Annotated in this window: 20 protein-coding genes; all 20 read right to left on the bottom strand. The window is 38.0% G+C overall.

The window, feature by feature from the left end; all coding sequences use genetic code 11:
- Position 1 precedes the first annotated feature (1 nt).
- On the bottom strand, positions 2–682 hold the full coding sequence (locus tag B5D25_RS04415) for a PIG-L deacetylase family protein (protein WP_078786748.1): 681 nt from the start codon (positions 680–682) through the stop codon (positions 2–4).
- Positions 651–1,736 carry an ATP-grasp domain-containing protein gene (locus B5D25_RS04410; protein ID WP_341465070.1) on the bottom strand — a complete coding sequence of 362 codons (1,086 nt, stop codon included), beginning with the start codon at positions 1,734–1,736 and terminating at the stop codon, positions 651–653. Before B5D25_RS04410 ends, B5D25_RS04415 begins: the two co-directional genes overlap by 32 nt.
- A complete protein-coding gene (locus B5D25_RS04405; RefSeq protein ID WP_078786747.1) occupies positions 1,696–2,235 on the bottom strand; it encodes a GNAT family N-acetyltransferase in 540 nt (179 codons plus the stop codon). The genes B5D25_RS04410 and B5D25_RS04405 overlap by 41 nt, the downstream gene beginning before the upstream one ends.
- Before the next feature lie 22 nt (positions 2,236–2,257).
- Positions 2,258–3,553, bottom strand: coding sequence for a DegT/DnrJ/EryC1/StrS family aminotransferase (locus B5D25_RS04400; protein ID WP_078786746.1), 1,296 nt, complete (start codon positions 3,551–3,553; stop codon positions 2,258–2,260).
- Positions 3,532–5,670: a polysaccharide biosynthesis protein gene (locus tag B5D25_RS04395; RefSeq protein ID WP_078786745.1), complete on the bottom strand. Its 2,139-nt coding sequence runs from the start codon at positions 5,668–5,670 to the stop codon at positions 3,532–3,534. Before B5D25_RS04395 ends, B5D25_RS04400 begins: the two co-directional genes overlap by 22 nt.
- A 219-nt stretch (positions 5,671–5,889) precedes the next feature.
- Positions 5,890–6,582 (bottom strand): CpsD/CapB family tyrosine-protein kinase, encoded by a 693-nt coding sequence (locus tag B5D25_RS04390; protein ID WP_078786744.1) that lies wholly within the window; start codon positions 6,580–6,582, stop codon positions 5,890–5,892.
- Positions 6,579–7,424 carry a YveK family protein gene (locus tag B5D25_RS04385; protein WP_159444080.1) on the bottom strand — a complete coding sequence of 282 codons (846 nt, stop codon included), beginning with the start codon at positions 7,422–7,424 and terminating at the stop codon, positions 6,579–6,581. The genes B5D25_RS04390 and B5D25_RS04385 overlap by 4 nt, the downstream gene beginning before the upstream one ends.
- A gap of 60 nt (positions 7,425–7,484) precedes the next feature.
- Entirely contained in the window at positions 7,485–8,225 is a 741-nt protein-coding gene (locus B5D25_RS04380) for a CpsB/CapC family capsule biosynthesis tyrosine phosphatase (protein WP_078786742.1), read from the bottom strand.
- Positions 8,222–9,808: a hypothetical protein gene (locus tag B5D25_RS04375; protein WP_078786741.1), complete on the bottom strand. Its 1,587-nt coding sequence runs from the start codon at positions 9,806–9,808 to the stop codon at positions 8,222–8,224. Before B5D25_RS04375 ends, B5D25_RS04380 begins: the two co-directional genes overlap by 4 nt.
- 231 nt (positions 9,809–10,039) lie before the next feature.
- Complete coding sequence (locus B5D25_RS04370) at positions 10,040–11,257, bottom strand: hypothetical protein (protein WP_078786740.1); 1,218 nt, start codon at positions 11,255–11,257, stop codon at positions 10,040–10,042.
- Between the two features lie 589 nt (positions 11,258–11,846).
- A complete protein-coding gene (gene thiI / locus B5D25_RS04365; protein ID WP_078786739.1) occupies positions 11,847–13,076 on the bottom strand; it encodes a tRNA uracil 4-sulfurtransferase ThiI in 1,230 nt (409 codons plus the stop codon).
- A 129-nt stretch (positions 13,077–13,205) separates the two neighbouring features.
- Positions 13,206–15,311 (bottom strand): glutamine synthetase III family protein, encoded by a 2,106-nt coding sequence (locus tag B5D25_RS04360; RefSeq protein WP_078786738.1) that lies wholly within the window; start codon positions 15,309–15,311, stop codon positions 13,206–13,208.
- 509 nt (positions 15,312–15,820) lie between these two features.
- Positions 15,821–16,963 (bottom strand): cysteine desulfurase family protein, encoded by a 1,143-nt coding sequence (locus tag B5D25_RS04355; protein WP_078786737.1) that lies wholly within the window; start codon positions 16,961–16,963, stop codon positions 15,821–15,823.
- 69 nt (positions 16,964–17,032) lie between these two features.
- Positions 17,033–17,827: an RsmE family RNA methyltransferase gene (locus B5D25_RS04350; RefSeq protein ID WP_078786736.1), complete on the bottom strand. Its 795-nt coding sequence runs from the start codon at positions 17,825–17,827 to the stop codon at positions 17,033–17,035.
- 18 nt (positions 17,828–17,845) lie between these two features.
- Entirely contained in the window at positions 17,846–18,844 is a 999-nt protein-coding gene (gene prmA, locus B5D25_RS04345) for a 50S ribosomal protein L11 methyltransferase (RefSeq protein ID WP_078786735.1), read from the bottom strand.
- Positions 18,841–20,010 carry a molecular chaperone DnaJ gene (gene dnaJ / locus B5D25_RS04340; RefSeq protein WP_078786734.1) on the bottom strand — a complete coding sequence of 390 codons (1,170 nt, stop codon included), beginning with the start codon at positions 20,008–20,010 and terminating at the stop codon, positions 18,841–18,843. Before dnaJ ends, prmA begins: the two co-directional genes overlap by 4 nt.
- A 106-nt stretch (positions 20,011–20,116) precedes the next feature.
- Positions 20,117–21,961: a molecular chaperone DnaK gene (dnaK, locus tag B5D25_RS04335; RefSeq protein ID WP_078786733.1), complete on the bottom strand. Its 1,845-nt coding sequence runs from the start codon at positions 21,959–21,961 to the stop codon at positions 20,117–20,119.
- A gap of 67 nt (positions 21,962–22,028) precedes the next feature.
- Positions 22,029–22,709 (bottom strand): nucleotide exchange factor GrpE, encoded by a 681-nt coding sequence (gene grpE / locus B5D25_RS04330; protein ID WP_242870182.1) that lies wholly within the window; start codon positions 22,707–22,709, stop codon positions 22,029–22,031.
- A 3-nt stretch (positions 22,710–22,712) separates the two neighbouring features.
- On the bottom strand, positions 22,713–23,774 hold the full coding sequence (gene hrcA / locus B5D25_RS04325; protein ID WP_242870184.1) for a heat-inducible transcriptional repressor HrcA: 1,062 nt from the start codon (positions 23,772–23,774) through the stop codon (positions 22,713–22,715).
- Positions 23,775–23,971: 197 nt separating this feature from the next.
- A complete protein-coding gene (gene hemW / locus B5D25_RS04320) occupies positions 23,972–25,168 on the bottom strand; it encodes a radical SAM family heme chaperone HemW (RefSeq protein WP_078786731.1) in 1,197 nt (398 codons plus the stop codon).
- Positions 25,169–25,222: the final 54 nt, after the last annotated feature.

The following is a 25,222-nucleotide window of genomic DNA, read 5'->3' as shown; positions in this document are numbered from 1 at the left end:
TTTATCTTATATCTCTAATAACCATAAACGCTTCAGCAGCATCCATATTCATACTGGCTCCACGATATTTTGCTAAAGAATCTATCGCTTGCAATGATCTAGCATCTGGAAAATCACCTAATTGAGATGAATAACACTGCATTGCATCTTTTTTATTTTGCAAATACCTTGAAATATCAACGAAACAATTTGGAATAAATTCATTTGAAATTGAAGGAGTATTCCACCCAGTCTCTGATAATGTTTCATAAGCATAAACTCTTTTAGGAGCAAATGAATACTTGGGACGTACAGCAACCATACATGCTTCAGCTACAATTTGATGATCTTTTTGCATATCTCCAAAATGAGGTATATAAATCTCAAGTGGTCTAATTTTTTTTATTATTTCAATTAATCTACCATTAAGTTCATAACGTGGAACAGTTTCTAACATTGCAGCTGGATAATCCAAATAAAATGTTTCTTTTATACCTAAAATCCTATTACTGTTCGTTGTCTCAATATAATTATTGTGTGGCCAATTATTCTTTTTTGCTTCAGTATTATCAAAAATCGGTGGACAACCATTAGTTACAATACATAAATACACATCATTTCCTTCGTCTGATAATTTTGATATTGTACCACCACAACCTATCACTTCATCATCAGCGTGAGGTGCTATTATTAATACATTCATATTCGTCACCTTTTTCTTTTAGAATTTTAATTTCATTATATTTCATCATATAAATACCTTCTTCATAATTTCCTATTTGCGGTAAATTAATGTTCCCCTTAAGATTTTCTACAATTAACTTCATATGATCACAACCTGATTCATATGCATGTGGATATCCTCCGCCAAATCGAGGATTAACCTCACTAATATAATAATGTCCATCTATATCAAATATATCTATGTCAATTTGTCCTCGAAAACCAGCTTCTGTAACAAATTTATCAATTAAAGCAAACAATTGATTATCTTTAAAACTAACAGCTTTATCAGTTTCTCCAGCTCTCATTTTTAATTTCTTTTTTGTAAAAATAGAAACAACCTCACCGCTTAAATAATCAATATATACATCCGCCCCAATTTCCTGTCCATCAAGATATTCTTGAATCATCAAATCTGACTCGCTCAAAAATAATTGCTCGACCATATCCTTGTTAAAAACTTTTGATATATTAATACTAGCTGAACCCTTATACGGTTTAACAAATACGGGATAATTTATTTCACCATAATCTACACACTCATAAAAATCTTTTTTATCTATCCATGAACGAGCACAATAATATCCATGACTATTAAGCCAATGAAACATTTTCATTTTATCTAGTGACAATTCACATAACTCATACGAGCTTCCAAGCACAGTAACTCCAATTTCTTTAAATCGTCTTTCATTTGCTGCTAGCAAACTCAACTCAGGATCAATAAGGCTTAATACTGCTCTTATTTTTTCTTTTTTACATATGTCTATTATTTTATCTATGTATCCATTTTCAGTAATAGGTGGAACTATATAGAAATCATCCGCCTCGTATATCGCTGGTCCTAGAGCACTTGCATCTGCGGCAATCACCCTGCCTTCGCCATTCAACGCTTTCTTAAAATATTGAACTATCTTATTTCTTGTTCCAGCAGCAAGAATTAAAATATTAATACCCATATCATTAATCTCTTTCATTATTTTTAGATTTTTATTATTTTTTTTGAGAGTAACAGAATAATGTATAATTGCCATTTTCTGTTTCTTTAATTCTCCTCAATTTGCCAACCATATTAAATTTCCGAACAGGTTTACATCCGATTTTTAATAACAATGAACTACTAGTCTTATTACTGTCATGAACGTATGCATACGCGTTTTTATACTCTAATTCTGGCAAATTCAAAACAGATTCAACCATTATTCTGCCTATTCCATTTCCTCTAAATGAATCTCTGACGTAATATCGTCCAAAAGTAATATCATCTTTGTCACAAAACTTATATCTAATATTTTTACCATTAGTTACAATGCAATAACCAATCCACTTCTCCTTTGATTTAAAATAAAAAACTCTATAGCCACAAAAAAACTCAAGAAAACATCTAATGCGATAAGAAAAAGAATAATTATCCATCTTAAAAGGAAACGCTTTTATTATAGATGGAGTATACATTAACAATTGATAATCATTAATATCAGATATTTTAATCAGCTTACTCTTTAAACTAGGTTTTAATTTTATAAAAGCCACAATACTATCCCTCAAAATTAATTCAACTAAAACATTTGCAAATAATATCAATTATTACATTTTGTTGTTCAACACTCATTTTATTATCACTTGGAAGACATAGTCCCCTTGTAAAAATATCTTCTCCAACATCAACCATCCCTTTTTCTTTTATATAAGCATTGCTTCTGGCTCTTCCTGTCCCAGTAGAAGTAATAAATTCATGCATTCGATAAAGTGGTTGCATATGCATCGGTTTCCATACCGGACGACCTTCCGTATTAAATGCACTAAGAGCTTCAAGTATTTCTGTCGGGCAGCTCTTTCCAGATTCAAAATTATATATTGCTTTCTTTTCACCTCTTACCGTCTCGCACATAGCTTCTTTATCAATAAGAAGACAAGAAAGCCAGTAATTCGGTTCTGTGTTCGGTAGAAATGGATTCATCTTTATAGGCAAATCCTTTAAACCATCCTTATATCTCTCATATATTCTCATCTTATTTGCTATATGCTCTTCTAGATGTGGAAGCTGCCCTCTTACAACACCAGCTATAATATTACTCATACGATAATTGTATCCTAGTTCTTCATGCTGATACCAAGGAGCCTCCTCTCTAGACTGAGTTGACCATTTCCTAATCTTATTAGCATCCTCTTCATCATCACAAAGAAGCATACCACCTGAGCTTCCTGTTATTATCTTATTTCCATTGAATGATATGATACTATAATCACCAAAGCATCCAGTCTGAACACCATTTACAGTAGCACCAAAACTCTCTGCTGCATCCTCTATGATAAGAGCTCCGTGTTCATCAGCTATCTTTCTAATCTCTTCTACTTTTGCAGGCGAACCATAAAGATGTGCCACCACTATAAGCTTTACTTCTGGATACATTTCGAATGCTTTTTCTAACGCAACAGGGTCCATATTCCATGAATCATATTCTGTATCTATGAATATAGGTTCTCCATTTTCATACAGAACTCCATTCAGCGTCGCATCAAAAGTCATATCACTACAGAACACTTTTTTTCCTTCAAGCGAACCATGACCTGCTTTAGGCATTCCATATAGCTTTTCAGCAGCAAGTTTTATAGCAAGATGAAGAGCTGCCGTTCCACAGCTAAGAGCAACCGCACATTTTCGACCAATGTAATCAGCTACTTCTTTTTCAATAACATTTATATTTTCGCCTGCAGTAGTTATCCAGTTTTTTTCAAAAGCATCATTTATCCACTTTTGCTCTTCACCATGCATCGTTGGAGAACTGAGCCATATTTTTTTATCAAAAGGATTTATACCCTTGAATCTTACATCATCCCTAATTTCCATAATTCATTTCCACTCCCGGCAACTTTCTTCTTAAGTATCTTTTCTATCTCTTTAGCATATTGCTTATCCTTTACTTCAGACTTTACTGTGGGATGAAATGTATCAACCATTTCTTCCACCATAAGTCTTACTGATTCAGAATTTTCATATGCAACAGTCATAAGATCAGGAAGTTTTCTAAGGAATTTCTTCTCATCGAATTCAACCGGTTTTCCGATATATATAAGCTTATTCGGAGTTCTTGTAAGTCCTTCTTCAGACATAAGCTTTTCTTCATACATCTTTTCACCCGGTCTGAGTCCTGTGTATTCTATCTTTATATCAGTATCAGGTTCAAATCCTGCAAGTCTGATAAGATTTCTTGCAAGATCATCAATCTTTACCGGTTCACCCATATCAAGCACGAAGAGCTCTCCGCCCTTTGCATATGCACCTGCCTGAAGTACAAGACTTGCAGCCTCAGGGATAGTCATAAAGTATCTTATGATATCAGGGTGAGTTACAGTTACAGGTCCCCCGCTTGCTATCTGATCTTTGAAAAGCGGAATTACCGAACCATTCGATCCGAGTACATTTCCGAATCTTACACCGATGAATTCTGTTTGAGCCTTTCTATGGCCTTTATCATCCTGTCCCGGGAATGTAAATATTGGATATCCCAATTCATCATATCTCTGTGTTCCTTCAGCAATAGGATACATACTGATATCTTCATCCTGCTGATGTATATGAAGCACAGGTATGTCAGCTTCTTTCCTATTTTTGATCATCTTATCAAATGACTGTATTACCAGTTCACAAAGTCTCTTTGATGCACCCATGATATTGGTTGGATTTACAGCTTTATCTGTACTTATGAGTACAAATTTTCTTGTTCCATACATCATAGCTGCATAAGCCACTTTATATGTACCGATCACATTATTCTTTATAGATTCACAAGGGCTGTCCTCCATAAGAGGTACATGCTTATGAGCTGCTGCATGATATACGATGTCCGGTCTGAATCTTCTGAAGACATCATTTACTCTTCTGCTGTCTCTGACCGATCCGATAAGTACTTCAAGCGGACAGTCAGGATTTTCTTTCAAAATCTTATGCTGTATCGCATAAGCATTATTTTCATATATATCAAAAATTATAAGTTTCTTTGGATTATGTCTTGAAACCTGGAGTGCAATCTCACTACCTATAGATCCGCCTCCACCTGTTATAAGAACCACCTTTCCGGAAATCTGATTATATATCTCTTTCATATCAACCTTAATCTGATTTCTTCCAAGGAGATCTTCGATAGCAACATCCTTCATATCCTTAAGGTCAACATCACCTTTTGCTATCTGATATATGCCCGGAAGGGTTTTCAGCTCGCATCCTGTAACATTACAAATACTGAGGATATCTCTTTGCTGCTGTTTACTAGCTGTAGGAATGGCAAAGTAGATTTTTTCTACTTTATACTTTTCTACATTAAGAAGTATACTTTCTTTTCCTCCAACTACAGGAACACCTTCAACAGTTCTGTTCCACTTACTCTGATCTTTATCAATGATACATACAGGTGTTTCATTAATCTCTTCCGAACGATGAAGCTCTTTTATAACATTTTTACCTGCTTCACCTGCACCGATGATCATAACTCTCTTATAGATTGTTGTTCCCCTCGTATATCTGTTTCTCATGATGAGATAGAATCTATACGCGAATCTTATTCCGAGTACAAGGAAGAACTGGAATATCATTCCAAAAAGATAATAAGAAATCGGCATTCTTCTTATCAATGCTGTTATTAAAACTGTATGAGCCATTCCTGAAATAATAGTGGCAACCATGACTCTGAAAAGTTCCACAAAACTTGCATATTTCCATATACTGTCATATAACTTAAGTGCTGTAAAAAGGAATACGCAACCTATAACATAAAATGGTATAAATTTTAGATAAGATTCAAGAAAATACCTTGGAATCATATCAAAATCAGCATCAAATCTTACCCATAATGCCAGAAAGTAAGCAGCCGTAACCGCAAACATATCATAAAATACCAGCATTAAGCTGATCATACAAATCTTCTTCTGAGATTTTACTACTGTATTTTTTACCTCAGATTTATCCATATATATACCCCCCAACGTAATTAAAACCTCTTGATATATACAGCTCTTTTACCTTTTATGACGAATCTTTCCCACGGACCCCATCACTTCATACACCCCTTATATGTATGAATTAGGCTAGGCAAAAAAATACGCAACTCATAACCCCTTATCCGTTGCGTATATTTACTTGCTGTTTATATCCTCCTGTCTTTACCCCAAAATTATTTTATTATTTAACTATTCTCCATAGCCATAGCCGTAACCATAGCCATAACCGTAATAACCTTTTCCGTACCCTTTGCCGCTTACTTCAATCTTATTAAGTACGGCACCGAGTATCCTTACACCGCTATTTTCAAGTTGTTTTTTCACATCCTGAACAGCTTTGTAACTAACACCATCTGTCTCAATAACTATGATTGCTCCATCACACTTCTGCGATACAATCGCAGCATCAATAACACTGCCAAGTGGTGGACAATCAACAATTACATAATCATATTTTTCTCTTGCATACTTCAGTAACTCTTCAAATCTATTGTTACCAAGCAGCTCCGCAGGATTAGGTGCAACCTGACCTGTAAAGACTATGTCAAGCCCCCTTATGTTCGTACTATATATAACTTCTTCCAGCTTCTTCTTTCCTGCGAGATAATGGCTAAGTCCCACTGTTTCTTTGTCGACCATATATCTTGTTACAGTTACTGACTTTCGTATATCAGCATCTATAAACAGAACCTTCTTATCATCTTCACCCATAGACTGTGAAAGTCTGAATGCAACCTCCGACTTTCCTTCATTTGGTCTTGCGGAAGTTATGGAAATGACTTTTACATCATCTCCCATAAAACTTATATTGGTTCTTAAAGTTTTATATGCTTCATTCGTTTTAAATTCCAGCTGATTAAGATTTTCAAATTCTATATTCATGATACAGCCTCCTCTCCTTTAACACTGCGCTTTACTCTTGAGGTTTTACTGTCATCAGCTGCAATCTTTGTTTCTATCTTCTTTTTTTTCTGTGTTTTTTTCTTACCATTCCCTCCGGTCCGGTCTTTACCACGAATTTTCTTCTTAGATCCTGCTCCGTCAAATGGAATCAAACCTATAGTACTGATTCCCAGATATTTCTCAATATCTTCACTTGAGTGAATAGAGTCATTCATCATATATCTAACGATTATTATTCCTGCTGCGATAACAAATCCAAACAGTGCACCTAAAATCGCATTTTTCTTCATAGAAGGCGAACTAGGACCCTCAGGAATATGTCCATAGTCGATTACATTAGGTTTCTCTGTATCCATGATCTGAGCGATATAATTAACAGATACTTCAGTGTATTTATCAACTATAGTCTTTGCCATATAAGCGTCCTGATTAGTAACCGTGATATATAAAATTCTCGTGTTTTGTGGATTACTGATCGTAATAGAATTACCAAGTGCTGCATAGTCCATATCAAGTCCAAGTTCCTGAATAGTAGCTTCAAGAACAGGTCTACTCTTTATGATCTCCATGTAGTCACTAGTAAGCTGTGAACCGAGCTGTAATTCAGCCAAAGACAGATCAACCTTAGTATTAAGGATAAATATCTGCGATGTCGACTGATACATCGGCGTCATGAAAAATGAAGTATATCCTGCCGCAAACCCACCGGCTATTACAACGACAAGGATAAGTGTCCATATTTTGTTAAGTAGAACTCTGCATATCTCTGCAAGATCGATTTCTACTTCTTTGTTATTGTTCTGTCTGGTCTTTTCTGTCATATGCATTCCCCTAAGCCTTTTTCTTCAGTGAATCATTACCGGAAGATTTATACGTCGATGTCAGATATCGATCTGTATATATTCTCCCCTTATAACCTTCTCTGCGTTTTCTCTGAAGAGATTGTCATGCATCTCTTCCCCCAACTTCTTTTTGATCCATGATGCCGCTGTCTTATAACTTGGTGTCCTTCTTTCAGGATCGTGGCAATCTGAACTGATGAACTCTATAACCCCCGAAGAGATCATCTTCTTACACCAGCGTGTGTTCTCATCAAACATTCCGCCTTCCAGACTGCTTGCATTTATCTGTAGATAAATGCCAAGTTGTTTTAATTCTTCTATCCTGTCCGGATGTCCCACCAGACAATGATATCTTTCAACATGCGCAAGTATCGGCCACACTCTTGTTTCAACTATCATCTTCGTCATATCGTAAAGTTCATGATATGGAATTTTGATATTAAATTCAAAGAGCATATACTTACTTGCTGCCATGCTATGTATCATGTCACCCTTTCGGATGTCATCAACAATACCGTTTTCGATAAGAACTTCATTTCCAAGATAAAGCATCATATCACTGTGCTTTTCAGCAACTTTATCTCTGAGAAGTTGAAATTTCTTATCAAGTTCTTTGGAAGAATAAACATTCTTATTCCTCATATAATGCGGTGTACAGATAATCTTTCTAACACCTTCATCATATTCCATTTCGATAAGTGCCATCGACTCTTCGATATCCTGTGAGCCATCATCAACCCCCGGCACTATATGGCAGTGCATATCGATAATATAACTCATTCTTCTCTCTTCCTTATGCTTCTGTATAATCCAAGTCCTATAAATCCTGTCGCAAGAAGGAATACACCTTCAAGTACTACTGATCTGTTTATCGAAAGGATAACCTCTCTTATGAATGAATAAAGGTAATCCGGTTCTGCATAAATCTTTGTATGAAGCTTTGTAAATATAAGGACTATTCCTGTAATCAGTATCAACAGTCCTGCTAAAGCCAGTGAAAATGCGATGCACTTTACACCTCTGCTTCTTCTTCCGTCAACGAGATAAAGAGTTATGATACTTATAAATGCACCTACAAATGTAAGTATTATAGCCGGCAGGAGGTCTATAACAAATTCATGCTTAATATCATAAACATTCCTAGCTGCATTTACTTTAAGTATCTTATCGCCGGCATTGCCGCCGTTTAATGTTTTGGAAATTTCATTCTTCGCTTTGAAGAGAAATACTTCATAGCTCAGAACATCCACCTTATCTTCAGAATCTTTCTCGAGCTTTTCAGCTGAGACATCCTTAACAGAATCCGCCAGATAATTCATATATTCATATCTGAAGTAACCACCCTTGTTAAGATTCTGCATTATAGTTCCTTTACGGAACATCGCAAATGAAACCGCTCCGGCAATAGCCGGTATTAACAGTTCACATACAAGTGCTATCGTAAGCACTCTTCTGCAGCATTTTCTGATCTTTCTTCTCTTGGAATGACCTTTTCTTGCTTTATTGTGTTTCTTTTCATTTATGACAATACATTTTGTAAATAAAGAAACGATCAGCATGATCACCGATACTGCAAACAGTGATATGCATATTATATTTATTGAAAGCTTTATCCATTCAGGGAAAAGCTTATCAATCTTTTTGGAACCGTCCTTAGTCTCTATATAAAGATCTCCGGACTCATCATAACCAACCTTTGCATCAGCCTTTTCTTCATCAGGTCTGTCTTCGATTCCGTCATCCTTCTTCTTGTCATACTTCGCAAGTTCTTCCATGGAAGCATCATCAAGGACCTTATCATATTTGATTATATCCTTATCAGGATTCGGAACGATGAATGCACCATGCTCATCTGTAGGAAGCTCTGTGCCAAATTCATCAGGATCTGTTGTTCCTTCGAAGTTAGTCAACTCCTCTGTAACTACCGCTTTTTCGGTGGTAGCTTCTGTAGTATTATCAAGAGTTGTGATCTCTGTGCTTAACTCGGTAGTCGTTTCAGTTACTTCTTCAGTAGTCTGAACGTCTTCTATCGGAAGGCCTGATTCAATATCTATCTCGTAGATATAGCCTTCTGCAATACCATCTGCTACGTGTCTATATATGTAACTTACAGCATTTGCAGCCTGTCCTTCATCAAGATCAACATCATCTCTGTTTAGGTATTCACATACCTGACCTATATAACCGGAGTAAGCTCTGTAGTATCTGCCGTTGTACTCAAAAGTACCATTAACAACTGCTATTACCCAGGCTTCATTTCCGTTTATGCCCGACTCTGCCCGAACCAAATACCGAGGCGCAAATATTGATATAACTGATATCATCAGGAGAGAAATCGCTACGATAAGCTTTCTGCATTTCATAGTATTTTGTCTTCCTCCTCCCGGTTTTTTGTGCATCTGTATTTATTCCGGTATATCTTGCCGGTTAGTCTTTATCTTTTTTCGACATCATCTTGTCGTTAATTGACATCTGTCTTATAGATGTTTTGTTATCAATAATCACTTTTTGTGTTACCTACTACTTTTTCATATAAAATGTGCATCCGGTATAGCCAGATGCACATTATTATATTTTAGAATCAAACAGTTAGTTTACTCTACGACCTTACCACCCTTAACAGTGTATGTCTTTCCGTTATACTTAACTGTTCCGCTGAAGCTGAAATCAACCTTAGCGTTCTTGCAATAGAATGAACCATACTGGTTCTTAGCGATACCTGTGAATGAGAAGTCAACCTTACCATCTTTGATATAGAACCAACCATTTGCGTTCTTCTCGATAGATGTTACCTTCTTGAATTCACCACCGCTAACGAAATACCATCCTTCAACGCCATCGATCTTGCCCTTAACGATATCTCTTCTGGCAAAATCAAGTTTACCGTTTTCGATGTACCAGTTACCGTTCTCATTCTTGCAGAATCCTGTGTATGTTTTATCTACAACCCAATTCTTAACAACATACCATTTTCCATCAGCATTTGTACCATTCTTACTCTTCTGGAGTCCTGATGACTTGCTGAATGTAGATGTCTTGATAGGAGCCTTGATCTCTTTTGTAAGAGCAGCATCGCTATAAAGCTTTCCACACTTAGAACATTCATAATATTCTTTTGTTCCCATCTTGTATGGTGTTGCAAGAACCTTATCTACCTTCTTGATATCATGACCTTCTGCCGTTGTTGCTACAGCCTTTGCTGAAACAAGTGGAGCAAAAAGATCTGTGAGATCTCCGTCGAATACAAGATTTCCACCTTTGATGACATACTTGTAATTCTTTCCATTAATTCTTATTGATGATTTGCTTACGTTTGTAATCTTAAGCTCATCCTCAAGAACAATCGCATACTGATAAGATTTTGCTCCTGCAAAACTCTTGATGTAAGAAGCAACCTTAGTATTTGTTGTCCATGAAACTGTTGTCTCTGTAGTAACTGTTCTGTTAACATATTCTACAAGTGGTTCATACTTAGTTCCATCTCCAATGAGCATTGTGCTTCCGCTCTTTTTGATCTTCTTAGCAACACCATCAACCAGAATTGGCTTTACGGATCCGCTACCAAATGCAATTCCTAATGCATCATTAAGATCAAGTGCGAGATCGTTCTTTGTCTCGGATGTAAGGTCGGTGAAAGTAACAGAAATATTGCCCCCTGCCTTAAATGTCACCGTTGTTGTTGCCTTTTCACACTGTGATGCTTCTGCCGCCTCTACTTTTGATGCAGAATCAACAGTAACCTTAAGTCCTGATGCAGGAAGAGCTAATGCAAAAGCAAGTGTGAGTCCTAAAGTAAATTTCTTTAACTTCATACTTTCCTCCTTTTTTACTTTACTCGTGTTTTATATAATTACGCCCCATAAAAAAGTATTAACACTTAAGGTGAAGTCTAAACCAATTATTATGTCTCGTCAACAAAAAATTCATAATTTCATAATTATTTTTAAACTTTTTGTTGTTCATTTCATATATATTGTAAGCGATTTTTTGTATAATTATATGCGTTTTTCCTTTAGTTTAGTAAACTTTCGGAGTGTTTATTAAGGACTTATTAAGGAATGATTAACCCCAAAAATTAATTTATATCCTTCTTATCCCAGTACAACACATATCTAATTATTGATAAAAATCCAAAAAATCAGATAAAACCATTCTAGAAGAATCATGACATGTCACATCATGATTCTTCTAAAACCCTTTTATATAGCGGGATAACGGTTATTCACCGTTAATCATATATTGTTCTCTCTAAACTGATCAAGGGCAGATCTTTTGGATCTGCCCTTGATATGCGTAAACTTTCGATATGAATTATTTATTGATTTAATAGCTTAATGCTGTGAGTATATTTATCCGATAACAGCAATTTGTTTAGTAAATATTACATTGTGCAAAATATTATCATTTAAGGTATACTATCTCCGCTCCGTTAAGTGCCTCTTCATAAAGTGGTTCAATTATACCTTCAAGTTTCTTCTCAGATTCGATTATTTGTTCAAGTGTTGGTTTGGTTACAGGATGCTTTGCAACAAATATCGTACAACAATCTTCGTAAGGAAGGATTGATGTTTCATATGTGCCGATTTTCTGCGACATCTCTATTATTTCCTGTTTATCCATTCCTATAAGTGGTCTATATACAGGAACTTCTTTGACAGCATCATTTATAACTTTAAGACTGAATGTGGTCTGTGAAGATACCTGACCTATACTCTCACCGGTAACTATACACTGGCAATCATCTCGTTTTGCGATGTCCTCTGCCATTCTGAACATTATTCTCTTCATAATGATAGTCAGTTCATCATGCGGACAATTCTTATATATCGCCAGCTGGCAATCAGTGAAGTTAACGATATGGAGCTTGATAGGACCTGCATACTGAGAAACTATAGTTCCAAGTTCTTTAACTTTATCCTTTGCTCTCTCTGATGTATATGGAGGTGCATTGAAATAAACAGCTTCCATTTCAACACCACGTTTTGCAATCATATATGTTGCAACAGGACTGTCGATACCACCTGAAAGAAGGGATATAGCTTTTCCGTTTGTACCAACAGGAAGACCGCAGGCACCCGGAATGATCTTTGAATAAATATAAACTACATTTCTAATCTCAACATTGATGACGTACTCAGGTTTATGAACGTCAACCTTCATGCCGGCATCTTCATACTTAGCAAGCACATCTCCACCAAGTCTTGCAGCCATCTCCATAGAGTTGATCGGATATTCCTTATTGTGACGTCTAACATTCATTTTAAATGTTACCGCAGCCTCATCTTCACTTCTTCTGAACTTTGCTGCAGTTTTTAAAATGTCCGAGAATTCCTCATCTACATATTTAACAACTCCCGCTGAGATATCTTCATACTCAAGGGAATCGATTTCCATAACCGGACAAACACCGGAAATGCCGAAAATTCTTGTAAGTCTATTTATAGCTTCATCGTAGTCAAAGTCCGACTTTGCAACCACGAAAATTCTTCCATATTCACGTCTAACTTCAAAATTACCGAGAGCCTTAAGTCTCTGTCTCATCCTCTTGCAAAGATGATCTTCGAATTTATATCTGTTCTTTCCCTTTGTACCAATCTCGGCATACTTGATCAAAAATGTATTGTATTCCATATTATCCACTCTTTCGTTTTTATTCTCAAAAATTATTGTATACTATTATTTTTATTTCGCAAGCTTTTTATTTTCACACAAATATAGCCGCTACATCCTAAAATGCGGCGGCCATATATTTCAGTTTAATTATCTCAGTGAGAAGAGAAGCTCTCCGTATGTTGGATATGGAAGGTAGCTATTTGGAATGATAGCCTCAGCTTTATCAACTGATTTTCTGAGTTCGTCCATATCTGCAAGAACTGTGTCATGATAGAATTTAGCTGCTTCAAGCACATCCTTGATACCCTCAGCTTTCTTTGTATCCTCAGTAAGCTTAGCGAGCATTTCGAACATTGCATTTTCTGTCTCATCAAGAGTTGTGATTATATTCTCTTCATAATTGCAGTTGAGATTTGGAAGAAGCTGCTTCTTCTTAAGCGCTTCATTTGTAACATCCTTCATGTAGAGTACAATACCGGCTGTTACATCCTTACGAACCATCTCCTGCATTGTGAGCGCTTCAATATGAATAACCTTACTATAGTTCTCAAGGAAAATCTCATACTTAGCATGGAGTTCTTCGCTGGAAAGAACGTTATGCTTCTCCATAAGTTCGATATTCTTCTCATCAATTATATGAGGGATTGCTTCCGGAGTTGATTTATAGTTATGAAGCCCTCTCTTCTCAGCCTCAACGACCCACTCCTCTGTATAACCATCACCATTGAAGATTACCTTCTTATGCTCTTTAAGAAGATTTTGGAGAAGCTTGTAGATTTCTTTATCAAGCTTATCAGCAGGTACATCTTTAAGCACTTCATAAATCTTATCAAGCTCTTCAGCAACCGCTGTATTAAGAACGATATTTGGCTGTGCTACAGATAATGCAGAACCCGGTGCACGGAACTCAAATTTATTACCGGTAAATGCAAATGGTGATGTTCTGTTTCTATCTGTTGTATCGATTGTTATATGTGGAAGAATGCCTGCCCAGCTTATCTTCTGCTTGTCAGCACCAATATAATGCTCACCCTTCTCGATAGCCTTAAGCACTGCATCTAATTCATCTCCTACAAATACAGAAATGATTGCAGGTGGCGCTTCATTTGCACCAAGTCTATGATCATTTCCCGGTGTTGCTACAGAGAGTCTGAGGAAATCAGCATAATCATCAACCGCAGCAATTACAGCCATAAGGAAAATGAGGAACTGTGTATTCTCTCCCGGTGTCTTACCAGGATTAAGAAGGTTCTCGCCCTTATCTGTCGAAATAGACCAGTTGTCATGCTTACCCGAACCATTTATACCTGCAAATGGCTTCTCATGAAGAAGGCACGCATATCCGAACTTGTCTGCAACTTTCTTCATTATTTCCATTGTGAGCTGGTTGTGGTCAACGGCAATATTTGCATTTTCAAATACAGGCGCAAGCTCATGCTGAGCCGGAGCAACCTCGTTATGTTTTGTCTTAGATGGAACGCCAAGCTTCCAAAGTTCATTATCAAGTTCCTTCATGAAACCGGCTACCTTTGGCTTAAGAACACCAAAGTAATGATCTTCCATCTCCTGACCCTTAGGAGCAGGAGCACCGATAAGTGTACGTCCACACATCACAAGATCTTTTCTGTCTTTGTATAATTCTTTGTCGATAAGGAAATATTCCTGCTCGGCACCAAGTGTAACATTTACTCTTGTAACATCTGTCTTTCCAAGTAAATGAAGAAGTCTAACTGCCGAATTCGAGATAGCATCCATAGATCTGAGAAGCGGTGTCTTCTTGTCGAGAGCCTGACCTCTGTAAGAACAGAATGCTGTCGGTATATATAATGTGCCATCCTTGATAAATGCAGGTGAAGAAGGATCCCATGCTGTATATCCTCTCGCCTCATATGTAGAACGGATACCTCCTGATGGGAAGCTGGAAGCATCTGACTCACCCTTGATAAGTTCCTTACCGGAAAATTCCATGATTACGCTTCCATCCTCAAGCGGAGTGATGAAACTGTCATGCTTCTCGGCTGTAAGGCCTGTCATAGGCTGAAACCAGTGAGTATAATGTGTAGCACCATTTTCAAGTGCCCAGTTCTTCATGACTGTTGCAACTGTATTTGCAACCTCAAGTTGAAGATGAACGCCCTGCTTCGCTGTACTCTGAACAGCTTTATAAACATCCTTCGGAAGTCGTTCCTTCATAACTCTGTCATTAAATACCAGGCAGCCGTAAAACTCCGGTATACTCTTAAATGTTTCCATAAATTATTCCTCCTGAAATCTTATCCTCAAATATGTGTCTCATATCAAGTAGGACATCTCTTGTTTACTCATCCTTAATGTCTAACGTCGAGTATGACAATTTCTCGTGTACGTATTTCACTACTCGTTCATGAAACAAATAATATCGCGTAATCATGTTTCACTACTCGTTCATGAAACAAATCACATTTGGACAAATCATAATGCGTAACCATGTTTCACTACTTGTTTTTTGAATCAAATAACATTGTGTAACCACGTTTCACTACTTGTTCTTGAAACAAATCATATTGTGTGAACAAATATCGTGTACGTATTTCAGAATTCATCTTACCGAATTAAACATCTCGTTTCATAAAATGAAAAACAAGTAGCATTATAACATATTTTCATTAATAAAAAACCCACGAATTACTATGTATTTAAATGCTTTTTCTTTACAAAATTAAGCAACCGCTTAAAAATATAAATAAATAGGGTGCAAATTCTTTATTGCACCCTAATCACAGTTATTTTCTTGTAAATTGTCTGAGTACCGGAAGGAGCTTACTAATGGTTTCAAATATATAATCAACCTGTTCTCTTGTATTATCTTCACCGATACTGAATCTAAGCGTCGACTCAAGTCTGTCCTTGCTGAGTCCTATAGAAGTAAGAACATTACTTGCCGCTCTCTTATGAGATGAACATGCAGAACCTGAAGATGTATAAATATTACTGTCTTCAAGGCTGTGAAGCATAACTTCACTTCTGACTCCCACAAAACTAAAACTTGCTATATGCGGAGCATCACCGGAATTATTAAATACATCCGGAAGGCTTGTCATCTTTTCAATAAGATAATTCTTAACATCTCTTATATGTTCTATCTTTGCATCAAAATCTCTGAATGACTCTTCTGCAGCCACTCCAAATCCGGCGATAGCAGGAACATTTTCTGTTCCGGAACGCATTCCATTTCCCTGTCCTCCGCCGTAAATGATAGGTTTGATAAGAAGTCCTTTCTTGACATATAGCGCACCCGAACCCTTTGGTCCATGAATCTTATGACCACTTATGGAAACAAGATCTGCACCGATTTTAGTCGGATATACAGGTATCTTTCCGTAAGCCTGTATAGCATCAACATGCATATAAATCTCAGGATTAATCTTTTTAACACCTGCAGCTATCTCTTCAACAGGTTCGATGGCACCTATCTCATTATTTACATACATGCATGAAACGAGGATTGTATCCTCTCTCACCGCATCAAGAACTTCCTTCGGATCAATGATACCTTTATCATTTGTTCCAACAAGCGTAACTTCGAACCCAAGACTCTTCAGAAAATCAAGAGTTGCATGAACCGATGCATGCTCAATCTGTGTTGAAATGATATGATTTCCAAGTCTCTTTCTCGCAAGAGCTGTTCCGATAATCGCAAGATTATTGGACTCTGTTCCACCACTTGTAAATATAAGTTCCTCAGGTTTCACCCTAAGTGTTTTTGCTATACTTTCCGCCGCTTTCTTAATGTATCTTTCAGCCACAATGCCTTTCATATGGAGCGACGATGGATTACCATAATCCTCGTCCATAACCTTGATCATTATATCCTTAACCGCAGGATATACTCTTGTTGTTGCCGAATTATCAAAATATGCTTCCATAATACCTATCACATTCCCAGATTTATCAATTTTATTAATCTGAATTATATTACTCTATTTTTATCACATTTATCGATCGAGCATGAATCCCAAAATCGACATAACTGTCGGTCCGGCTGTCTCTGTACGAAGTATTCTATTTCCGAGAGAAATGATCTTGCCACCCTTTTCAGTTGCACTCTCAATCTCTTCCGGAGCAAATCCTCCCTCAGGTCCTATAAATACAGCCACCCTCGGTTTATGATCACAAACCTTCGAATCGCTGTCACATAGCTTCCTTATATCTTCAATGATTCCTCTCGCGTAGTCCATGCCTTCTGCAGACTCGTACGGAACAAGGATCACATCCATATCACCTGCAAGTGTAAGCGCCTCTTTAAATGATATAAAGTTCTTTACCTCAGGAATGATTCCTCGCTGAGACTGTTTCGCAGCAGCTTCTGCTATGGAATTAAATCTCTGAAGCTTTTTCGCTTCTTTCTTGTTATCATTACCGTTTGTATCCATTTTGACAACGCATCGCTTCATCATAACAGGATATATCTCATGAACTCCAAGTTCCACAGTCTTCTGGATTATATGCTCGAATTTATCAGCTTTGGGCATTCCTTGAAATAATGTTATCTCCGCAGGAAGCTCTGTTGCATTATCCGTGATATCGATTATCTCTGCAGCTACAGATTCATCCTCTGTGAAATCCGCGATCTTGCAATGATAATCTCTTGATGTACCGTCACTGATTATGATCTCCTCACCCGGTCTGAGTCTGAGGACATTTTTTATATGATTATAATCTTTGCCTGATATATATATCTTGTAGGAAGCATCGCTGCATCCCTCAACATAAAACCTATATAAACTCATTTAAATACCTTATCATAATTACTTGCAGACTATAGATACCCATTCACCCATGTAAATTATATCTATGATCTCAAATCCATTCTTGAGAAGCTCTGCCTTTACTTCCTCTTCCTTCGTATCAATGATACCTGAAGTAATAAAAAGTCCGCCTTCCTTCATAAATGGTCGTACCACGCCTGAAAGCGGCATGATAACATCCGCAAGAATATTTGCAACAACTATATCATACTGTCTGTCGACCTTGTTATTTACTGCAGTTTTAGCGATATCGCCGGTTCTTTCCTTTGAAACTCCGGCAATATAATTGCTGTCAAGAAGATTTCCGCATGTGAATTCGATTCTGTCTTTATCGAATCCATTTGCTTCTGCATTTTCAAAACTTGCCTTAACAGCATCCGGATCGATATCCATGCCGTGAACATATCCGGCGCCAAGATAAACACTGATGATAGAAAGGATACCGCTTCCGCTTCCAATATCGAAAACAGACTGACCTTCCTTAAGATACTTCTTTAACTGGCCGATACAAAGCTTTGTTGTCTCATGTGTACCGGTTCCGAATGCCATAACCGACTCTATAGATACAACTATATCGTCAGGTCTGATATCTTCATACTCTTCCCAAGTCGGGAGGATAACTATATTGTCATATAATCTAAATGGTTTGAAATACTGCTTCCAGTTATTCTGCCATGTTGAGTCATCACTTGTATCAGTCACGGAAATCTCTTTACTTCCGACGTCTATAAACTCTTCAAGGCGGACAAGCTCTGCCGCTATATCCGCCTTAAGTGAATCAATATCAAATGAATCGTCAACGAAACATGAAACTTTGGCAGTGCCATCATTTTCACCTTCGATAAGAGGTATATCAACAAACATTGACTTAAGGTCGTCTTCTGATATAGGAACATTATCTTCTATCATAACGCCTTCTACTCCAAGCTCATTAAGAAATTCGCTTATAAGGTCAACTGCTTCTACGCTCGTATCAATCGTTAACTTTTTCCATATCATAAATTTTTAAATCCTTTTTTCTTCTTTCTATGTCCGCCAAATGAGAATCCGCCAAGCGAATCTGTAGCCGCTCTTACTTCAACTCCATACGGATCTTTAGCTCTTGCAAGGATCTGCTTCTGCTCTTCAGTAAGATTGTCAGGAACCTCAACCGCGAGAGTTACATAGTGATCACCTCTGACATTCTTATTCCTAAGAGTAGGAACACCCTTTCCTTTGAGCTTAATCTTTGTATTGTTTTGAGTACCCGGCTGAATGCTGTATTCATAAGGACCATCAATAGTATTAAGATTAATTCTTCCACCAAGAGCTGCCTGTGTAAAGCTAAGCTTCTCTGTAGAATAAAGATCATACTCCTGTCTTGAGAAGATAGCATGCTTATCAACGAGGATAGAAACTATAAGGTCACCTCTTCCTCCGCCGTTGATACCAGGCTCACCCATCTCACGAAGTCTGATACTCTGTCCATTATCGATACCTGCAGGAACCTTGATCTGAATATTCTTCTTACTCTTTACGAAACCTGAACCTGCACAGTTACTACACTTGAACTTAATAATCTTACCTGTACCCTGACAATCAGGACAAGTCTGAATAGTTCTGTTCATACCAAAAAGTGACTGCTGAGTAAATGCAACCTGGCCTTTACCACCACACTTACCACAAGTTTCAGCAGGATGTCCCGGCTGAGCACCTGTTCCCTTACATACAGGACATTCATCCTTAAGAGGAAGCTCTATCTCTGTCTGAGTACCGAATACGGCCTCTTCAAATGTACAACGAATAGTTGTCTTGATATCAGCACCCTTTACAGGACCTGTTGTCTGAGTCTTCTTGGCACCACCACCGAACATGTCTCCAAAGATATCACCGAAGATATCTCCCATGTCGGCAAAGTCAAATCCGCTGTCACCGCCGTTACCATTTGGATCAAATGCAGTCCAGCCATACTGATCGTACTTTTTACGATTCTCTTCGTTACTGAGGATAGCATATGCTTCAGAAGCTTCCTTGAATCTTTCCTCAGCCTCTTTGTCTCCCGGATTTGCATCAGGATGGTATTTCTTTGCGAGAACTCTGTATGCCTTTTTTAAATCATTGTCGTTCGCGTTTCTTGAAACCCCGAGGACTTCGTACGCGTCTTTCTTATCTGCAACTTCTGCCATATTATCCCCTTTAACTTTCTCCTTTATACTCGCAATGGATTCGTACCAGTCTTCCTTGAAAAAGGCTGACACGAATCCATGCTGATTCTTAAATTACTATTATATTTTAAACTTCTTTGAAGTCTCCGTCAACTACATCATCACCAAAATTTGGTGTTCCTGCACCTGTTCCTGCATTTGTACCAGGACCATTCTGCTCATAAAGCTTTGAGAAGAGTTCCTGTGCTGAATTCATAAGTGTCTCTCTACCAGACTTAAGCTTCTCAACATCGAACTCTGTAAGATTTTCAATGTCTGTGCTATCGATGATAGCTCTGAGTGCCTTGAGGTCAGCCTCAACCTTCTTCTTATCTGCTTCCGGAAGCTTATCTCCAACTTCCTTAAGAGCCTTCTCTGTCTGGAATGCCATAGCGTCAGCATCATTTCTTACTTCTATACCTTCCTTACGCTTCTTATCAGAAGCTTCGTAAGCTGCAGCTTCCTTAACTGCTCTCTCGATATCATCATCTGAAAGTGATGTTCCTGATGTGATTGTGATGTGCTGCTCACGACCTGTACCAAGATCCTTAGCAGATACGTTAACGATACCGTTTGCATCGATATCGAATGTAACTTCGATCTGTGGAACACCTCTTCTTGCAGGAGCGATACCATCAAGTCTGAATCTACCAAGTGACTTGTTGTCCTTAGCGAATTCACGTTCACCCTGAACGATGTTGATATCAACTGCATCCTGATTATCCTGAGCTGTTGAGAAGATCTGACTCTTCTTTGTAGGAATTGTTGTATTTCTCTCAATAAGGTGAGTAGCGATACCACCCATTGTTTCGATTGAAAGTGTAAGTGGAGTTACGTCGAGGAGAAGGATATCACCTGCACCAGCGTCTCCGGCAAGCTTACCACCCTGGATACAAGCACCGATAGCAACACATTCATCAGGGTTGATTCCCTGGAATGGATCCTTACCTGTGATTGTCTTAACTGCATCCTTAACAGCGATAACACGAGTAGAACCACCAACAAGAAGAACTTTATCGATCTCAGCCGGTGTAAGTCCTGCATCATCCATAGCCTGCTTAACAGGTCCACGTGTTGCTTCTACAAGGTCAGCTGTAAGTTCATCAAACTTAGCTCTTGTAAGATCCATATCAAAGTGCTTTGGTCCATCCTGATTAGCTGTGATGAATGGAAGATTTATATTTGTAACTGTCTGTGAAGAAAGCTCTTTCTTAGCCTTCTCTGCAGCTTCCTTAAGTCTCTGCATAGCCATCTTGTCGCCTGAAAGGTCAATTCCTTCCTTTGACTTGAAGTCATCGAGCATGTACTGTGTGATAGCATTATCGAAGTCATCACCACCGAGTTTGTTGTTACCTGCTGTTGCAAGTACTTCGATTACGCCTTCACCGATTTCAATGATAGATACATCGAATGTACCACCACCAAGGTCATATACCATGATCTTCTGCTCTTTCTCATTATCAAGACCATAAGAAAGTGCAGCAGCTGTTGGCTCGTTGATGATACGCTTAACATCGAGTCCGGCAATCTTTCCGGCATTCTTTGTAGCCTGTCTCTGTGAGTCTGTGAAGTAAGCAGGAACTGTGATAACTGCTTCTGTTACCTTCTCACCGATATAAGCTTCTGCGTCAGCCTTAAGCTTCTGAAGTACCATTGCCGAAATCTCTTCAGGAGAGTACTTCTTGTCATCTATTGTTACTTTATAATCAGAACCCATATGTCTCTTGATTGATGATATTGTCTTATCAGCATTTGTAACTGCCTGACGTTTAGCTGCATCACCGACAACTCTTTCACCTGACTTTAAGAAACCTACAACTGATGGTGTCGTTCTGGCACCTTCTGCGTTTGCGATAACAACAGGCTTTCCACCTTCCATAACAGCAACACATGAATTAGTTGTACCTAAGTCAATACCAATTATCTTACCCATTTTTATTTCCTCCTAATAAATCAATTAACTGAATTTCTAAATAATAATGAATGATCTATATTAATCGTCAGTTAGCAACCTTAACCATACTATGTCTAAGAACCTGATCCTTATACATATATCCCTTTTGCATCTCTTCAACTACTGTATTCTCAGGAAGATTTTCATCTTCAACATGGATAACCGCGTTGTGAAGATTTGGATCAAAAGGTTTATCAACTGCATTCATAGGTTCAACACCTATAGTCTTAAATGTATCCATGAGCTTCTTGTAGATCATTTCAATTCCGTTTGAGAATGCACCTTTTTCTGCATCCGGAACATTATCAAGAGCTCTCTCAAGATCATCAACTATCGGAAGAAGCTTTTCAAGTGTATCCTTTGCTCCGTAATCAAACATCTTGGAGTTTTCTTTCTCACTTCTTGCTCTTGCATTATCGAACTCTGCCATAAGCCTCTGGTATTTTTCTTTATTACCTTCCGCTTGTTCTCTTGTCCTGTCAAGTTCGGCTATAAGTTCTTTGTTGCCTCTTCTGTTTTTCTTTGGTACCGGCTTCGGTCTCTTGGCTTCTGCGTCTTTCTCAGTCACATACTGCTCATCATCAACCGTTACGATAGTTCCTTCTATAGGTTCACCGATAACTACATTGATAACACCGTCAGTCTTGGATGAAGGCTTTTCAGCAACGTTCTCTTCTTTCTCGTCCTGCAGCGCCTGCAGCATCTGTGCCATACTAATCTCTGCCATTCTCTATTCACCCCTCTTTCCTTCCTTACGGAATATGGTATCAAGTTCGTCCGTAAGACTCTTTAACGTATTTACGACCTTCTTGTAATCCATCCGTTTAGGTCCTATAATTCCTATAGTTCCCTTCGCTCCCTCAGGAAGTTCATAAGTCGAAGTAACTATTGAATAATCTTTCATATTTTCAACCGGTGATTCATCACCGATATATATCTGTATATTTCCATCACCATCTGCATCTACATGCTCAAGTGCCGCCGACGCAAGTTCATTTAACTCATTCTTGTCCTCAAAGGTTTCAAGAAGCGCACTGGCTTTATCATAATCACCCGGTTCTCCGAGTTTAAGCAGATTGGATGTTCCACTCGTATAAATCTGAGTTTCTTCTGCCTGATGCACTGCATCCACTATTCCTTCGAATATTCTCTCAAGTATATCCGCATATTCCCCTGCCTGTTGCTTCATGGTCTGCATGAGTTCGATATTGATCTCAGTAACCATGGCTCCCTGAAGAAATGTATTAAGCAGCAGGTTGAATTTCAGCACATCTTCATTGCTTAGCTGTCGGTCTACGTGAATGATCTGATTCCTTGCAACATTATCTCCAACAACGATTACCGCCACCAGGTCTTTCTCATCAACCTGAGATAACTGAATGAATTTGATTCTCTTATTCAGCATCCTTGGTGATGTAACCATAGTTGCATATTGTGTATTAAATGCAAGAACCTTTGCGACCTGCTTCAGAAGAGCTTCAAGTTTATCCACTCGCTCAAGAAGTGTTCCCTGAGCCGCTTCACTCTCTTCCTTTTCCGCCATCATCCTGTCAACGTAGAATCGGTATCCTTTATCTGTAGGAACACGCCCCGCCGAAGTATGCGGCTGAACTATATATCCAAGTTCCTCAAGATCGGACATCTCATTACGGATTGTCGCCGAGCTAAGATTAAGATCGGTATACTTTGAAATGGTTCTTGACCCGACCGGTTCGCCGGTTTCAAGATAATTCGAAATGATTGCTTTTAGGATGACTTCTTTGCGTTCATCCAAAGTATCATTTATCTCCAAATCATCACCGCCTTTATTTTTGTTAGCACTCAAACAATCTGAGTGCTAACCACTATTCTTAATATAATGCCTCTATGTTTTATTGTCAAGACTATTATAGAGATTTTTGACAGATATTTCGTAATTTTTTATCAGATAAAAAGCCTTTTCTGTTAACAAATAAAGCATGCCAAAATGACATGCTTTGTAATGTATTTCTAATCCAGAATGAAATCAGAAAGTATGATGTTGCTGACGTCGATTCCGCGGTCGTTAAGCCTTATACTGTCGCCTTCTTCCACCATGAATCCTTCAGTAACATATTTATTGATAACCGGTCCGTAAACCTCATAAATATCCTTATTAAATCTATTCAGGAATTCAGACCTGCTGACACCTTTTGTCATTCTGAGACCAAGGAACATGAACTCTTCGATCCTACTGTCTATATACATGGTCTCGATATTTTCACGAAGCTGATGTGTAACTTCATCATAGACACTGATCTTGTCGGTTGATGATGCTATATCAGACTGGGCTTCCTGCATTATTTCAAGATATCTATTGATATCTCTGATATTGCTGAATCTTTCTCCCTTAAAAAATGAAGCCGCACCAAGTCCGAGTCCTACATACTCACCGCCGGTCCAGTAAGTTATATTGTGCTTACATTCATATCCCGGCTTTGCATAATTGGAAAATTCATATCTCTGGTATCCATTTGCACCAAGGACTTTCTTGGTCATGGCATACATTCTTCTGTCTGCTTCTTCATCAGGAAGCATACTTAGAACAGGCTCATTTTCCGCAAGCGGTGTGCCGTCCTCCACCTGAAGCGAATATGCTGAAATGTGTTCCGGTCCGAATTCAATAACCTTCATAAGTGTCTCAACATAAGTATGCTCAGTCTGTCCCGGAATACCACTCATGATATCTACATTTATATTTTTAAATCCTGCTCTTCTGGCAGAATTATATGTTGCAACAAATTGATCCATGTTGTGGATCCTTCCGAGCATCATAAGGCAGTCATCATCAGTGCTCTGTAAACCGATTGAAAGTCTGTTGATGCCATGTGACTGATAAGCAAGAAGATTAGTATATTTCACCGTTCCCGGATTAGCTTCTATAGTTATCTCCGGAAATCTGTCAACATTGAAAACACTCCTTATGGCTTTAAGGATATTTCCTATAAATACCTCATCAAGCAATGACGGAGTTCCGCCACCGAAAAATATAGTCTTAACTACATAACGATCGGCAAATGCCTTGTAAAGCTTGATCTCCTGTATCAGCGCATCGATATACTGAAGCTGCACCGCGTAGCTGCAGTTATCAAATGACAAGAAGTCGCAGTAACTACACTTACTTACACAGAAAGGTATATGCACATATATGCCGAGATTTTTTTTCATCTTATGATTCCATCACTTCCACTTATATTTCTGAACGAATCTTTTATACGCACG

This window comes from Eubacterium ruminantium (assembly GCF_900167085.1).
Taxonomy (GTDB): domain Bacteria; phylum Bacillota; class Clostridia; order Lachnospirales; family Lachnospiraceae; genus Eubacterium_Q; species Eubacterium_Q ruminantium.
The sequence above is the reverse complement of the archived record's forward strand: the minus strand, read 5'-3'. Positions and strand labels throughout refer to the sequence as shown.